At 67.7% G+C, this 14,881-nt stretch carries 15 protein-coding genes; 12 read left to right on the top strand and 3 right to left on the bottom strand.

Annotation, left to right across the window (positions count from 1 at the left end):
* Window positions 1-21: 21 nt before the first annotated feature.
* Both motB and motA read right to left on the bottom strand, forming a co-directional pair.
* Entirely contained in the window at window positions 22-1,005 is a 984-nt protein-coding gene (gene motB / locus AC4BAR_RS10095; protein ID WP_490627727.1) for a flagellar motor protein MotB, read from the bottom strand.
* 11 nt (window positions 1,006-1,016) lie between these two features.
* A complete protein-coding gene (gene motA / locus AC4BAR_RS10090; RefSeq protein WP_490627726.1) occupies window positions 1,017-1,892 on the bottom strand; it encodes a flagellar motor stator protein MotA in 876 nt (291 codons plus the stop codon).
* A gap of 628 nt (window positions 1,893-2,520) precedes the next feature.
* Here motA and AC4BAR_RS10085 point away from each other — a divergent pair.
* The 4 genes from AC4BAR_RS10085 to AC4BAR_RS10070 all read left to right on the top strand — a co-directional run bounded on the left by AC4BAR_RS10085 (window position 2,521) and on the right by AC4BAR_RS10070 (window position 5,984).
* The gene (locus AC4BAR_RS10085) at window positions 2,521-3,654 is read left to right on the top strand and encodes a flagellin N-terminal helical domain-containing protein (RefSeq protein WP_490627725.1); all 1,134 of its coding nucleotides are present in this window, start codon (window positions 2,521-2,523) and stop codon (window positions 3,652-3,654) included.
* 25 nt (window positions 3,655-3,679) lie between these two features.
* Window positions 3,680-5,119 (top strand): flagellar filament capping protein FliD, encoded by a 1,440-nt coding sequence (gene fliD, locus AC4BAR_RS10080; protein ID WP_490627724.1) that lies wholly within the window; start codon window positions 3,680-3,682, stop codon window positions 5,117-5,119.
* 105 nt (window positions 5,120-5,224) lie between these two features.
* Window positions 5,225-5,644: a flagellar export chaperone FliS gene (gene fliS, locus AC4BAR_RS10075; RefSeq protein WP_490627723.1), complete on the top strand. Its 420-nt coding sequence runs from the start codon at window positions 5,225-5,227 to the stop codon at window positions 5,642-5,644.
* A 13-nt stretch (window positions 5,645-5,657) separates the two neighbouring features.
* On the top strand, window positions 5,658-5,984 hold the full coding sequence (locus AC4BAR_RS10070; protein ID WP_490627722.1) for a flagellar protein FliT: 327 nt from the start codon (window positions 5,658-5,660) through the stop codon (window positions 5,982-5,984).
* An 18-nt stretch (window positions 5,985-6,002) separates the two neighbouring features.
* Here AC4BAR_RS10070 and fliE read toward each other — a convergent pair whose 3' ends face one another.
* Window positions 6,003-6,311 (bottom strand): flagellar hook-basal body complex protein FliE, encoded by a 309-nt coding sequence (fliE, locus tag AC4BAR_RS10065; RefSeq protein WP_490627924.1) that lies wholly within the window; start codon window positions 6,309-6,311, stop codon window positions 6,003-6,005.
* A gap of 188 nt (window positions 6,312-6,499) precedes the next feature.
* Between fliE and fliF the strand changes: the two genes are divergently transcribed.
* From fliF to fliM, 8 genes are all read left to right on the top strand, one after another.
* A complete protein-coding gene (gene fliF / locus AC4BAR_RS10060; RefSeq protein ID WP_490627721.1) occupies window positions 6,500-8,215 on the top strand; it encodes a flagellar basal-body MS-ring/collar protein FliF in 1,716 nt (571 codons plus the stop codon).
* A 14-nt stretch (window positions 8,216-8,229) separates the two neighbouring features.
* Window positions 8,230-9,246, top strand: coding sequence for a flagellar motor switch protein FliG (gene fliG / locus AC4BAR_RS10055; RefSeq protein WP_490627720.1), 1,017 nt, complete (start codon window positions 8,230-8,232; stop codon window positions 9,244-9,246).
* On the top strand, window positions 9,230-9,904 hold the full coding sequence (locus AC4BAR_RS10050) for a FliH/SctL family protein (RefSeq protein WP_490627719.1): 675 nt from the start codon (window positions 9,230-9,232) through the stop codon (window positions 9,902-9,904). The genes fliG and AC4BAR_RS10050 overlap by 17 nt, the downstream gene beginning before the upstream one ends.
* Window positions 9,901-11,325: a flagellar protein export ATPase FliI gene (fliI, locus tag AC4BAR_RS10045; RefSeq protein ID WP_490627718.1), complete on the top strand. Its 1,425-nt coding sequence runs from the start codon at window positions 9,901-9,903 to the stop codon at window positions 11,323-11,325. The genes AC4BAR_RS10050 and fliI overlap by 4 nt, the downstream gene beginning before the upstream one ends.
* Window positions 11,322-11,774 carry a flagellar export protein FliJ gene (locus AC4BAR_RS10040; RefSeq protein WP_490627717.1) on the top strand — a complete coding sequence of 151 codons (453 nt, stop codon included), beginning with the start codon at window positions 11,322-11,324 and terminating at the stop codon, window positions 11,772-11,774. The genes fliI and AC4BAR_RS10040 overlap by 4 nt, the downstream gene beginning before the upstream one ends.
* Window positions 11,771-13,108: a flagellar hook-length control protein FliK gene (locus AC4BAR_RS10035; protein ID WP_490627716.1), complete on the top strand. Its 1,338-nt coding sequence runs from the start codon at window positions 11,771-11,773 to the stop codon at window positions 13,106-13,108. Before AC4BAR_RS10040 ends, AC4BAR_RS10035 begins: the two co-directional genes overlap by 4 nt.
* Window positions 13,109-13,225: 117 nt before the next feature.
* A complete protein-coding gene (locus tag AC4BAR_RS10030) occupies window positions 13,226-13,855 on the top strand; it encodes a flagellar basal body-associated FliL family protein (protein WP_490627715.1) in 630 nt (209 codons plus the stop codon).
* A 10-nt stretch (window positions 13,856-13,865) separates the two neighbouring features.
* Entirely contained in the window at window positions 13,866-14,870 is a 1,005-nt protein-coding gene (fliM, locus tag AC4BAR_RS10025) for a flagellar motor switch protein FliM (RefSeq protein WP_490627714.1), read from the top strand.
* Window positions 14,871-14,881: the final 11 nt, after the last annotated feature.

Here is a 14,881-nt window from a genome sequence, read left to right as displayed (position 1 = left end):
GCGGTCAGTGAATCGGGCGGGTCAGCGCGGGGTGGGGCCGGCAGGGGCCACCGGCGGTGTGGCAGGAATGGGGTTGGCGGCCGACTGCTTTTCCAGCAGCTGCTCCAGGGCCTGGGCTTCCGAGATCGGGGTTTCGCTGCTGCGCAGCCAGCGCTCCTCGCCCAGCTTGTTCAGCACCAGGATGGAAATGCGGCGGTTCATCGGGTTGGCGGGGTCTTCCTTGTCGTACAGCGACGACGAACTCATGCCCAGCACCCGCACCACCCGGTCTTCGCGCAGGCCGCCGGCCAGCAGCTCGCGTCGGGAGGCATTGGCGCGGTCGGCCGACAACTCCCAGTTGGAGTAACCACGCTCGCCACCGCTGTAGGGCGAGGCATCGGTGTGGCCAGACAAGACGATCTTGGCGTCGTTCTGCTCCAGCAACACGCCCAGGCTGCGCAAAAACTCGCGCATGTAGTCCTTGATGTGGGCGCTGCCGGCGTCAAACATCGGACGACCCTGGTCGTCGACGATCTGGATGCGCAGGCCGTCGTTCTGGATGTCCATGCGCAGCTGGTTCTTGATGGCGGCAAACTTGGGGTTGCCCTGCAGCGCGGCTTCCACCATGCGCGACATCTGGCGCATCCGGGCGGCGTCGCGCTCGGCCACCTCGGCCTTCAAGGCCTGCAGGTTGACCGACTTCTTGGCCGCATCCACCTCACCGCGCCGCATGTTGCCGTTGGTGCGGGTCAGCTCGGTGCCACCGCCCTTGACCACGCTGGAGCTGTCCCCCGAGCCCGAGCCACCACCCAGCGCCACTTTCAGCGGGCTCTGGAAATAAGCGGCAATGCCTTGCAGGTCGCCCTGGGCGGTCGAGCCCAGCAGCCACATCAGCAGGAAAAAGGCCATCATGGCGGTGACGAAATCGGCATAGGCGATCTTCCATGCGCCCCCATGGTGGGCGCCATGGCCCGCCTTCTTGACGCGCTTGATGATGATGGGCTGGACTTTGCGGCTGGTGGTCATGACGGGCTTTCTCAGGCGGCGGCAGGGGTCTTGCGGCCCTTGACATGGTTTTCCAGCTCGGCAAAGCTGGGACGCTCAGTGGAATACAAGACCTTGCGGCCGAACTCCAGGGCCACCGCCGGGGCGTAACCCTGCACGCTGGCCAGCAGCGTGGCCTTGACGCACTGCAATTCTTTGGTGGCCTCATCGGCCTTTTGGGCCGCCAGGTTGGCCAGCGGTGACACAAAGCCATAGGCCATCAAAATGCCCAGGAAGGTGCCCACCAGGGCGCCAGCGATCATGCCGCCCAGCACCGCGGGAGCGGCGCCCACCGAGGCCATGGTCTTCACCACGCCCAGCACCGCGGCGACGATGCCGAAAGCGGGCAGGCCGTCGCCCACCGACTGGATGGCCGCGGCCGGCACCATGGCCTCGTGGTGGTGGGTGTCGATCTCGTGGTCGATCAAGGCCTCGATCTCATGCGCATTGAGGTTGCCCGACACCATCATCCGCAGGTAGTCGGTGATGAACTCCATCAGGTGGTGGTCGGCCTGGACATTGGGGTATTTGGCGAACAGCGGGCTCTTGTCCGGCTCGTCGATGTCGGACTCGATGGCCATCAAGCCCTCCTTGCGGGCCTTGGTCAGCACGTCGTAGAGCATGGACATCAGCTCCATCGAACGCACCTTGGTGTATTTGGAGCCTTTCAGCAGCTTGGGCAGCGACCGCAGCGTGGCCTTGATGGTCTTGCCGTTGTTGCTGACCAGGAAAGCGCCCAGGGCGGCTCCGATGATCACAAACAGCTCGTGGGGAGCCGCGTGGATCAGCACACCGAAGGAGCCGCCGGCCATGGCGTAGCCGCCCAGCACACAGGCGAGAACCAGGATGTAGCCAATGATGACGGTCATGAAGCGCGGTCTTTCCTTGGAGGTTGCAGCAACAAGGCTGTGCCCTCTATTACGGCAGGCCGCCGGCGCACTTGATGGGTGAACGGCGCCTGGCTCGCGGGAGAAGCCCCCAATTACCGGGCAATCCCCCGCCAATAGAAAGGAAGGCCCGCACGCGGACCCGCTAGCAAGCAGACAAGAAGCCGCTACGCCAGCCACAGACAGACCAGGCCAGCCCTTGCGACAAGACCCACATCCCACGCCGCGGCAAGAACAAAGGGCACAAAGGTCGCGCCATGCGGCCGGCCGTCGGCGACCTGGCCCCACGCGACAGACCGCGCGGTGATTTGTAAAAAATCATCTTTTTTTGTGCTGAGTACTTTCCACCACAGACGCCGCCATTCGCCGTCTGGGGACTACACCGAAAGCGCCAGTTCAAGCCCCTGGCCCGCGGACGGATCGGCGGGCAAACGGCAAGACAGACGGCAATCCACCCCCAGTTCCGGGGATCAACACTGGGGGGGGCCTAAAGCTGCCGCAAACCCCGCCCGATAAGGAATGGCACGGGCATCCCCCGCCGAACCGCAAGCCGTCTTGCGGGCTTACCACCAAGGCCTCGGTTGAGGCCAGATTTTAGGGAACCACTGCCATGCCGATGACCATCAACACCAACCTTGCCTCGCTGAACACCCAGCGCAACGTTGCGACTTCTCAATCTTCTCTGGCGACGTCCATCCAGCGTCTGTCCACCGGCCTGCGCATCAACAGTGCCAAGGACGACGCCGCCGGTCTGGCGATCTCCGAGCGGATGAATGCCCAGGTCCGCGGCCTGACGGTCGCTGCCCGCAACGCCAACGACGGCGTGTCGCTGGCCCAAACCGCCGACGGCTCGCTGGGCAAGATCGGTGACATGGTGCAGCGCATGCGTGAACTGGCCGTGCAGTCGTCCAACGCCACCAACAGCCAGACCGACCGCGACTCGCTGCAGTCCGAAGTGGCCCAGCTGAAGCAGGAAATCGACCGCGTCGCCGGCAGCACCAACTTCAACGGCACCAAGCTGTTGGACGGCAGCTTCACCTCGGCCAAGTTCCAGGTCGGCGCCAACGCCGGTGAGTCCATCGACGTCAACAGCATCACCAACGCCCAGCTGGCTGGCATGGGTGTGGTCAACCGCGCCTCCACCCAGAGCTCGACCGCCATCACCGACCTGACCGCCACCGCACTGGGCGACCTGACGGTCAACGGCACCGACATCGGCGTGCTGGCCGCGGCCGGCACGACGCAAGAGCGTCAGGCCCAGATCGTTGACGCCATCAACCGCGTCTCCACCACCACCAGCGTCGGCGCCTTCCTCGACACGACCAACAACAAGATCGTGTTGACCTCGGCCGGCAACATCACGCTGACCGGTGCCGCCGGCGCCAAGGTGGGCTTTGTGGCCGCCGACTCCGCCAACGCCGCCGCCAGCGCCAACATGGCCTCGCTGGACATCAGCTCCTACGGTGGCGCCCAGCTGGCCATCCAGCAATGCGACGCCGCACAGAAGCAGATCAACACCGCTCGCGCCAACCTGGGTGCTGTGCAAAGCCGCTTCGAAAGCGCGATTGGCAACATCCAGATCTCGTCGGAGAACACCACGGCCGCCCGTTCGCGCATCACCGACACCGACTTCGCGGCCGAAACGGCCAACCTGACCCGCGCGCAGATCCTGCAGCAGGCCGGCACCGCGATGCTGTCGCAAGCCAACCAGCTGCCGCAGCAAGTGCTGTCGCTGCTGCGTTAAACCCAGGCACTGAGGAGCCGCATCCATGCCCACCATCACCAGCACCGGGGTCGGCAGCGGCCTGGACGTCAGCAGCATCGTGACGCAGTTGATGGCGCTGGAGCAGCGGCCCCTCACCCTGTTGCAACAGCAGGCAGCCACGGTACAAACCCAGCTGTCTGCGTTCGGATCGCTCAAGGGCGCTGTCGCGGCCTTGGGCGATGTGGCCACCCGTTTGGCCAGTGCATCGAACTGGAACCCTGTCCGTGTGGACAGCAGCAATGCCAGCAGCGTCTCCGCGACCGGGTCGGCCACCGCCACCTCCGGTCGCCACGCACTTGAAGTCTCGCAGCTGGCCCAGGCGCAAACCCTGGCCAGCGGTCCCTATTCCAGCCCCACCAGCGTGGTGGGCACCGGCACGCTGACCATCGAGCTCGGCACCACCGTGGGCAATGTGTTCACCCCCAAGTCGGGCAGCACCCCCACCACCGTGACGATAGGCAGCGGCAACCAGACCCTCTCGGGCATCCGTGACGCGGTGAACGCCAGCAATTCCGGCGTGACCGCCAGCATCGTCACCAGCGGCGGCGTCTCGAAGATCGTGCTGCGTGGCGCCGACGGCGCCGAAAGCGCGTTCCGCATCACCACCACCGACGGCGACGGCCAGAACACCGATGCCGCCGGCCTGTCGGCCCTGGCCTATGACCCGGCCGCCACTGTCGGCGCCGGCAAGAACATGACCCGCACCCAGACCGCGCAGGACGCGGTGTACAAGCTGGACGGGATCGACCTGACCAGCGCCACCAACAACCCGGCCGACGTGCTCGACGGCCTGAGTTTCAATTTCAAGGCGGTCACCACCGCCCCCGTGACCGTGACCGTGGCCACCGACCCGGTTCAGGTTCGCAAGAACATCAACGACTTTGTCACCGCCTACAACAACCTGAACAAGCTGGTGCGCAGCCAGACCCAGACCGACCCGGCGGGCAAGACCCGCGGGCCACTGCAGGCCGACTCCACCGCCACCAGCGTGCTGAACAACATGCGCGAACTGCTGCGTGGCTCGGTCAGCGGCCTGGCCGGCGTCTCGTCGCTCAGCGCGGCCGGGCTCGATGTGCAGCGCGACGGCTCGATCAGCCTCAATGAAACCCGCTTGGCGCCCTTGCTGGCCACGCCGGAAAAGCTGGCCGCGCTGTTCGCCCAGGCCAGCAGCAAGACCGACCCCCAGGCCGCCGGCTTTGGCCTGCGCATCCGCGACTGGGCCAACGCCATCGATGGCGACACCGGCATCCTGGCCAGCCGCACCGAAGGCCTGCAGAAGCGCCAGACCCAGAACGACAAGCAACAGTCGGCGGTGCAGGACCGGCTGGACCGCACCGAAGCCCGCCTGCGCGCCCAGTACCAGGCACTGGACACCAACATGTCCAACCTGAAGGCCCAGCTGAATTCGCTGAGCCAGCTGACCAACACCAACACCACCGGCTGACGGGGGCGGCCGGACCTGGGGTCCGAGCGCTTTTGACCCTTCATTTTTTCTCTGCCGCGCCGAACAAAGAAGCATCCAAAAGACAACCCGCCCGCCGCACCCGCCATGTTTTCACCCACCACCTCCCCTGTTGACCATTACCGCCGCGTGGACACGCTGACGGCCGTGTCGCAGGCCGACCCGCACGGTCTGGTGGTGCTGCTGTTCGATGGCGCCATTGCCGCCATCCTGCAGGCCAAACACGCGGTGGCCACGGCCGACAACCCCACCAAGCTGACCTGCATCGGCAAAGCCATGCGCATCGTCGACGAAGGCCTGAAGTCCTGCCTGGAGTCGCATGGCGACCCTTCGCTGAGTGACAACCTGCAGGCCTTGTACGAACACATCCTGCGGCGTTTGCTGGAGGCCAATGTGCGCAACACCGAGCCCCCCTTGGAAGAAGCGGCCCAGCTGCTCAGCGAACTGCGCGAGGCCTGGCTGGCCATCGCACCCAGCGGAACCCCACCCACCCGGCTCAATGCCTGACTGGACAGACCCCATGGACACCAAGATCACCTCTGCTGCACTGTTGCTCAACCACTATGCGGCGCTGGAATTTGCCAGCGAGGAAATGCTGGCGGCCGCCCAGAACGGCCAATGGGACAGCGTGGCCCGCCTGGAGGCGGCCTGCTCCATCGTCATCATCCGCCTGCGCGGCCTGGGGGAAGGGGTGGACCTGACGGAAGCGCAGCACATGGAGCGCACACGCATCCTGCGCACCATCATGGAAAACGACTTGAAGATCTGTGAAATCTGCAACGACACGCCGATGAGCTTCGATGCGATGTCGTTCCCGGCAGCGCCGGCCAACATGCTGCTGCACTGAGGCCGCAGCGCAGGTCGCTCAGACCTGCATGTTCATGATGTCGGTGTAGGCCGACACCAGCCGGTTGCGCACATGCAGGGCCGACTGGAAGCCGATCTGGGCCTTTTGCATGGACACCATGGTCTGCTCCAGGCTGGCGCTGGACGGGTCGGCAATGAAGCTGGTCGACAAACGGGTGGCCTCGTTCTGCTGGGCGCTGACCGACTTCAAGGCCTGGTCCAGGGCCCCGGAGAAACTGGCACCGGGGGTGGCGGCACCGGCGGCCGGACGGGCGCTCGCACCCCGGTGGCTGGCCTGTTCCAGCAGCCGGGTGGCCATCGAAGGCATGGAGGTTTTGATGTCCATCGTCGTGTCTCGGTAAGAAGGGGCAACCAGGGGCCGCCATGAAAAGCAGTATAGGCCGGGGGGCGCCGGCATTGCTTTGAAATAGTACCGATATTGCCCGGTATCTCTGGCTTCGCCGAACGGCAGGCCGGCAGACAATGGCTCGCAGCACACACCCTCTGCCAAAGCCCATGGACACCACCTCCCCCACCGTTTTGCCGTCTGCCAATGGCTACGCCTCCAGCGCCGGGGTGCTTGGTGCCTGGGCCAACATCCCCACCAAGGGCAAGCTGATGGCCGCTGCGGCGGTGGTCATGCTGGCCGCGGTGGTGGCCCTGGGGGTGACCCAGAGCCAGCAGCCCGAATGGCGGGTGCTGTACGCCAACCTCAGCGACCGCGATGGCGGCGCCGTGATCGCCGCGCTCGACCAGCTGAATGTGCCGCACCGCTTCACCGACGGCGGTGGCGCCGTCATGGTGCCGGCCACCCAGGTCCATGAAGCCCGCCTGAAGCTGGCATCTCAAGGCCTGCCCAAGGGCGGCGCGGTGGGCTTCGAGCTGATGGAAAACCAGAAGTTCGGCGTCACCCAGTTCCAGGAGCGGCTGAATTTCCAGCGCGGCCTCGAAGGCGAGCTGGCCCGCTCCATCATGGCGCTGGCGGCGGTGCAGTCGGCCCGGGTCCACCTGGCCCTGCCACACCAGACCGCCTTTTTGCGCGAGCAGCAAAAACCCTCGGCCTCGGTGCTGCTGAGCCTGCACGGCGGCCGCACGCTGGAGCGCAGCCAGATCGCCGGCATCGTCCACCTGGTGGGTTCCAGCGTGCCGGAACTCAGCCCCGACGCGGTGAGCGTCATCGACCAGAACGGCAACCTGCTGTCGCAAAGCGGCAATGCCGCGCCCAACGGCCTGGACAGCGCCCAGCTGCAGCATGTCAAGCAGCTCGAGCAAGGCCTGGCGGCCCGGGTGCTGGCCATCGTCGAGCCCATCGTCGGCCCCGGCAACGTGCGGACCCAGATCGCCGCCGACGTCGACTTCACCCAGTCCGAATCCACCGCCGAGATCTACACCCCCAACCAGGGCAATGCCCCGGCCGCCATCCGCAGCCAGCAGCTGTCCGAAGCCCCCGGCGGCGGGGGCGCTGGTGCGACCCCCGCCGCCGGTGTGCCGGGCGTGTTGTCCAACCAGGCGCCCGCCACCGTGGCTTCGCCGGTCAACGGGCCCGCCCAGGCGCTGGGCTCAGCGGCAGGGGCCGCCGCCGCCGCAGCCGCTGGCATCAAGCGCGACGCCGTCACCAATTACGAGGTCGACAAAACCGTGCGGGTGGTGAAAAGCGCCACCGGCACCGTCAAGCGCCTGAGCGCGGCCGTCATCGTCAACCACGCCACCAGCACCGGCGCCGATGGCAAGCCGGTCACCAAGGCCTTGAGCCCCGAGCAGATGGAACAGATCTCCGGTCTGGTGCGGGAGGCGATTGGCTACAACAAGGAGCGTGGCGACAGCCTGAGCGTGGCCAACGCCCCGTTCAGCCTGGCCCCGGCCACGCCGGACGTGGCCGAGTTGCCGCTGTGGAAGCAACCGGAAATGGTCAGCCTGGCGCGCAGCCTGGGCGGCTGGGTGGCCTTGCCGCTGGTGGCCTTGATCATCATCTTCGGCCTGGTCCGCCCGGCCCTGAAGATGGGCCGCAGCGCAGGCGCTGGCACCGGCACCGGCCCGGCCCGCCAGCTCACCGCCACCGTGCAAGACCCGCTGAGCCTGCCCGTGCCCCAAGCCAACCCCGGCACGGCCTTGCTGTCGTCACAGCCCGCCAGCGGCCCGCAAGCCCAGCTGGAAGACATCCGTCAACTGGCCAAGCAAAACCCGGCCACCGTGGCCAACGTTGTCCGCAACTGGGTTAACCAGCCGGGCTGATCGAGACCCAACCGATGACCACTGCCGCCGTTCCCACCGAAGAAGAAGGCCTGCACTCCAGCGCCATCCTGCTGATGGCCCTGGGGGAGGACTGCGCCGCCGAGGTGTTCAAGCACCTCTCGCCCAAGGAAGTGCAACGCCTGGGCGAGCGCATGGCCAAACTCACCACCGTCGCCGACCAGCATTTCGACGAGGTCATCACCCGTTTTCTGGGCACGGTGCAGTCGCAGCGCTCGCTGGTCAACGACAGCAGCGCCTACGTCAGCAACGTGCTGAAGCTGGCGCTGGGCGACGACAAGGCCGGCCTGCTGATCGACCGCATCGTGCAGGGCCGCGACGTCAGCGGCATCGAAAGCCTGAAGTGGATGGACCCGACCGCGATCGCCGAGCTGATCCGCAACGAACACCCGCAAATCATCGCCTCCATCCTGGTCCACCTGGACGCCGACCAGGCGTCGAGCGTGCTGATGCAGTTCACCGACCGGCTGCGCAACGACGTGGTGCTGCGCATCGCCACGCTGGACGGCATGCAGCCCAACGCGATGAAGGAACTCAACGACGTGTTGTCCAAGGTGCTGGCCGGTGGCGAGCGGGTCCGCAAGGCCGCGCTGGGCGGCCCCAAGAAAGCCGCCGAGATGCTGAACTTCCTCGGTGCCAGCGTCGAGGGCGCGGTGCTGGAATCGATCCGCGACATCGACGGCGAACTGGCACAGAAGATCGAAGACCAGATGTTCACCTTCGACGACCTGCTCAAGCTCGACAACAAGGCCATCCAGCTGATGCTGCGCGAGGTGGCCAACGAGTCGCTGGTGATTGCGCTGAAGGGCGCCGAGCCCGAGATGCGGCAGAAGATTTTCAGCAACATGAGCACCCGCGCCGCCGAAACCGTCAAGGAAGACCTGGAGAGCCGCGGTCCGGTCCGCCTGTCAGAAGTCGAAACCCAGCAAAAGGAAATCCTCAAGCTGGTGCGCCGGCTGAGCGAAGAAGGCCAGATCGTGTTGGGAGGCGGTGGAGATGAGAGCTTTGTCTGAGCCGTCGGAAGCCTCGCGCAAGGCCGCCACCACCCTGTCCTGGCTGGACGAGCTGGCACCCCCCAGCGCCGGCCGCATCCGCGTGCTGGGTCGGCGCGACATGGACAACGAAACCGCCCACGCCGCCTACATGCTGGGCCGGCAGCGCGGCTATGAGGCCGGTCTGAAAGCCGGCCAGCTGCAGGGCTTTGACGAAGGCGCCCGGGTCAAGGCCGAGCAGGCCTCCAGCGAAGCCCGCGGCGTGGCCACCCGGCTGCACGAAACCCTGACCGAGTTCCAGTCGCAGATGGCGGCCCTCGAGTCGCAGCTCGCCAGCGACCTGGTGTCGCTGGCCATCGACATCGCCCGCCAGGTGCTGCGCCAGGAGCTGTCCTACTCCCACGACAGCCTGATCCCGGTGGCCAACGAGGCGCTGCGGGCGCTGGGCGAAGGCGCCTCGCAGATCGAGCTGCGCATCCACCCCGACGACGCCGCCCTGCTGCGCGAACACCTCAACACCCTGCCCGGCGGCCCCCGCTGCCAGATCGTCGAAGACCATGCGATGCGCCCCGGTGGCCTGCGCCTGGACGCCGACTCCGGCGTGGTCGATGCCAGCTTCGAAGCCCGCTGGCAGGCCGTGATGCTTAACCTGGGTCGCGACGAGGAGCCCCTGCCTTGAACGAATACGCCCTGGCACAGCAGAGCACCGCCGACTCGCTGGGCATTCACCTGAACGCCCACCGCGCCCTGATCGGCGGCACCACACCGCTCAATGTGGCCGGCAAGCTGGTCCGCGTGTCTGGCCTGGTGATGGAGGCCAGCGGCATCCGCCTGCCGCTGGGCAGCGTCTGCATCGTGCGCGACGGCGACCGCACCTCGGAGGCCGAGGTGGTGGGTTTCTCGCGCGAACACCTGTTTCTGATGCCCACCGGCGACCTCAGCGGCCTGTCGCCCGGCGCCAGCGTCGAGCCGGTGCGCTACCCCTTGGAGCGCCTGCACTACGGCGGCGCCCTGCCCGACCGCTCGCGCCACAACGCCTTCACCCGCCGTCTGCCCATGGGCGAGGGCCTGCTGGGCCGGGTGATCGACCCCGCTGGCCGGCCGCTGGACGGCGGTGGCCTGCTGTTCCAGACCCGCATGCAGCCCATCGTGCGCGAACCGCTGAATGCGATGGACCGCGACCCGGTGCGCCAGCCGCTGGACGTTGGCGTGCGCGCCATCAACGCCATCATGACGGTGGGCCGTGGCCAGCGCCTGGGCCTGTTCGCCGGCTCCGGCGTCGGCAAGAGTGTGTTGCTGGGCATGATGGCCCGCCACACCCAGGCCGACGTGATCATCGTCGGCCTGATCGGCGAGCGCGGCCGCGAGGTCAAGGAATTCGTCGAAGACATCCTGGGCATCGAGGGCCGGCAACGCGCCATCGTGGTGGCCGCCCCGGCCGACCTGCCGCCGCTGATGCGCATGCAGGGCGCGACCTACGCCACCGCCCTGGCCGCCCATTTCCGCGACCAGGGCAAGCATGTGCTGCTGCTGATGGATTCGCTGACCCGCTACGCCATGGCCCACCGCGAGATCGCGCTGGCGCTGGGCGAGCCACCCGCCACCCGGGGCTACCCGCCGTCGGTGTTCGCCCGCCTGCCCCAGCTGGTGGAACAGACCGGCAATGGCCTCAACGGCTGTGGCTCCATCACCGCCTTCTACACCGTGCTGGCCGAAGGCGACGACCAGCAGGACCCGGTGGCCGACAACGCCCGCGCCATCCTGGACGGCCACTTCGTGCTGTCGCGGGCGCTGGCCGACGAGGGCCATTACCCGGCGCTGGACATCGAGAAATCGATCTCCCGGGTGATGCACAACGTCACCACCGAGAAGCACCAGCGCCTGGCGCTGACGCTCAAGTCCATCTACGCCCGCTACCAGCGCCAGCGCGACCTGATCGCGGTGGGCGCCTACACGCCGGGCAGCGACCCGGCCACCGACCAGGCCATCCGCCTGTACCCGGCCATCGCCCGTTTCCTGCAACAAGGCATGCACGACCAGGCGCCCCTGGGGCACAGCCTGGCCGACCTCGAACAACTGCTGGAGTCCGCCATCCCATGAACCCACAGACCTTGTCCCTGCTGATCGAACGCGCCGAAGCCGCCCGCGACAACGAGCGCAGCACCGCCACCGCCGCCCAGCGGCTGGCGCTGGAATCGCAGCAGACGCTGGGCCGGCTGGAAAACTTCCAGGACGATTTTTTGCGCCGCGCGCCCGGCGTGGCCTCGCAGGCCATCGCGGTGACCACGCTGGAGCAACGCCAGCAGTTCCACGCCGCCATCGACCAGGCCATCGACGCGCAGCAGCAGGCCTGTGTCCAGCGCGAACAGGCCCACCAGCTGGCCCAGGCCCAGCTGGCGGCCCGGCAGAAACGCCTGCTGGCCCTGCAGTCACTGAACAACCGCCAGGCCAACCAGGCCCTGGCGGTGCGCATCCGCCAGGAGCAGCGCGACTCCGACGCCTGGGCCGCCCGCTCGTTCGCCGCCACAGCCAAAGGAAAAAACACATGAACCCCAGCCTGCTGTCCGCCGCTGTTCTGCCCCCGGTGGTGGCCGCCAAGTCGCCCAACCCCCACGGCCGTGCCGCCGACCCGGTGGACAGTGGCGACGACGCCCCGTCCTTTGACAAGGTCATGAACGGGGTGGCCACGCGCACCCGCACCGAACACGACAAGCCCACCGAAGACAGCCCGCCCGCGGCTTCGGCCAGCGACGCCCCCGCCACGCCCAGCACCCCCGCGGCCAGCGACACCCCGCCAGCCACCGAGGCCAGCACCCCGCCGCCGGACAAGGCTGCCGAGCCCGCCAACCCGCCGGGCTGGCTGGTCGCCATGGCCCATGGTGCGGGCCAACAGTCGGCCGCAGTGGCCGCCAGCGGCAACCCGGTGTTGACCAGCGGCCAGCGCGGTGGCATCCACACCGTGATGGACACCGCCACCCCATCCCCTGCCACCGGCGAGGCCACCGACCCACTGGCCACTGGCCAGCCCGGCGCCACTGGCCGGACCGACCCTTCGCCCATGGGCGAGGCCCTGGGCCTGGACCCGGCGATGAAAGCCGCGCTGCCGCCCGGCGTGATGGCGGCGCTGGCCCAGAACGCCAAGGCCGACGCGGCCACAGCCGCCAGCCCGGTGGACAACGACAAAACCCCCCGCCTGAGCGGCGTCGGTGCCCGCGCCGCCGCGCTGGCGCTGGACACCCCGCTGGCCACCGCCCCGGGCCCCACCACGCCCGCCCCCGCCGCGCTGGCGGGCGCGGCCTTTGCCGCGGTGCTCGACAAGGAAAACGCCGGCGCCCAGGCCGACAAAGACAACCCGCCCGGCCTGCTCCACGGCATCGGCGGCCACACCCCCACCGTGGCGCTGGCCGACGGCGAGGCCGGCACGGTCTACCGCAGCACCCTGCAGTCGCACCCGGCGTCGGCGGCTTTCCCGGCCGAGCTGGCCAGCGAGGTCAAGCTGCTGATGAAAAACGGCCTGCAGCAGGCTGAACTGCGGATGAACCCGGCCGAGCTGGGCCCGATCCGCATCGACCTGACGCTGACCGGCCAGACCGCCGACATCGCCTTCTCGGCCGCCCATGCGGCCACCCGCGAAGGCATTGCCCAGTCGCTGTCGCAGCTGCGGGAAATGCTGGGCAGCCAGGGCATTGGCCTGGGCCAGACCCAGGTCGGCGCCGACACCTCCCAGCAGCAGGCGGCCCAGCGCGACGCTGGCCAGCAGGCCCAGTCTGCCAACGCCGCCGCCAGCGCCCGCCTGGGTGCGGTCGGCCTGCGCACCGCGCCGGCCGGCGCCGAGCCGCCTCGGGTGGCCAAGCCGCGCGGCGTGCTGGACATGTACGCCTGAGCCGCTGCGTCAGGTTTTTGAGGGCCGACTCCGCAAAACTGCGGGGCTTTCGGAATCCTTATCGGGGCATTGAATGGGGTGGGACTGAGCACAATTCCTAACAACACGGAAGTACTCATGTCCTCGGAAAAAGACACCCCCCCTGCGAAAAAGTCGCCAAAGAAGCTGATCATCTTCGGTGCCATCGGCCTGCTGCTGGCCGGCAGCGCCGGCGGTGCGGCCTGGTACATGACCCAGAAGAAGGCGGGCGAGCACGCCGAAGCCGAAGCCCCCAAACGCAAGGCCTTGCCCAAGAGCGTTTTCATCCCGCTCGACAACTTCACCGTCAACCTGCAGGACGAGGGCGGTGACCATTACGCCCAGATCGGTGTGACGCTGGAGGTCGAGGACGCCGGCGTCGAGACCGACCTCAAGGCCCGCCTGCCCGCGCTGCGCAACAACATCCTGCTGCTGATCGCCGCCAAGAAGGTCGACGACCTGCTGACGCTGGAAGGCAAGCAACGCCTGGCCAGCCAGATCGGCGTGCGCGCCGCCCAGGCCATCGGCATCGACGTCAGCGACGCCGACCTGCCGGCCCTGCCCACACCCGCCGCCTCGGCCACTTCAGCCGCGGCAGCACCGGCACACGAAGGCGCTGCGCCTGCGCCCGCCCCGGCCGCGGCCCCGGCGTCGGCCGCCCACGCGGCCAAGCCCAAGGTCGACAACCCGGTCAAGAACGTGTTGTTTTCCCAGTTTTTGGTGCAATGAAGCCGCGACCATGACCCAGCAAGCCCTGACCCAGGACGAAGTCGATGCGCTGCTGGCCGGCGTGACCGGCGAGCCGGAGGCCGGTGCGGCCGCCACGGTGGACGCCTCCGGCGTGCGCCAGTACGACCTGTCCAGCCAGGAACGCATCGTCCGCGGGCGCATGCCCACGCTGGAGATCGTGCACGAGCGGTTTGCGCGCAATTTCCGCATCGGCCTGTTCAACTTCATGCGCCGCAGCCCCGACATCTCGGTCGGCCCGGTCAAGGTGCAGAAGTACAGCGCCTTCCTGCGCAACATCGTGGTGCCCACCAGCATCAACATCATGCATGTGCGGCCGCTGCGTGGCTCCGGCCTGCTGATCTGTGACCCGACGCTGGTGTTCAGCATCATCGACAACCTGTTCGGCGGCAGCGGCCAGCACCATGTGCGGGTCGAGGGCCGCGAGTTCTCGCCCACCGAGCAGCGCATCATCCTGCGCCTGGTGGAAGTGATTTCGGCCGAGTACACCAAGGCCTGGGCCACCATCTACCCGCTGTCGCTGGAGTACGCGCGCTCGGAGATGCACACCCAGTTCGCCAACGTGGCCACGCCGTCGGAGATCGTGGTCACCGCCACCTTCCGGGTCGACATTGGCGAGGCCGGTGGCGACATCCACATCTGCATCCCCTACTCCACCTTCGAGCCCATCCGCGAAACCCTGTACTCGCCGCTGCAGGGCGATCAGGCCGAACCCGACCGTCGCTGGGTCACGCTGCTGACGCAGCAGATCAAGTCGGCCACGGTGGACCTGACCGCCGAGCTGGCGCACCGCGAAACCACGGTGCGTGCGCTGATGGCACTGAAAGCCGGTGACTTTCTCGAACTGACCCGTTCCCCCACCCTGACCGCCAAGGTCGACGGTGTGCCGCTGCTCGAGTGCAGCTACGGCACCATCGGCCCGCATTACGGCCTGCGTGTGCACGAGGTGTTGACCCACACCTCGCCCGAGCACCCGCAAGCGCCGGCCCTCCGCTAAGTTCCACAGGA

The organism is Rhodoferax sp. SPJ4, assembly GCF_058216275.1.
The sequence above is the reverse complement of the archived record's forward strand: the minus strand, read 5'-3'. Positions and strand labels throughout refer to the sequence as shown.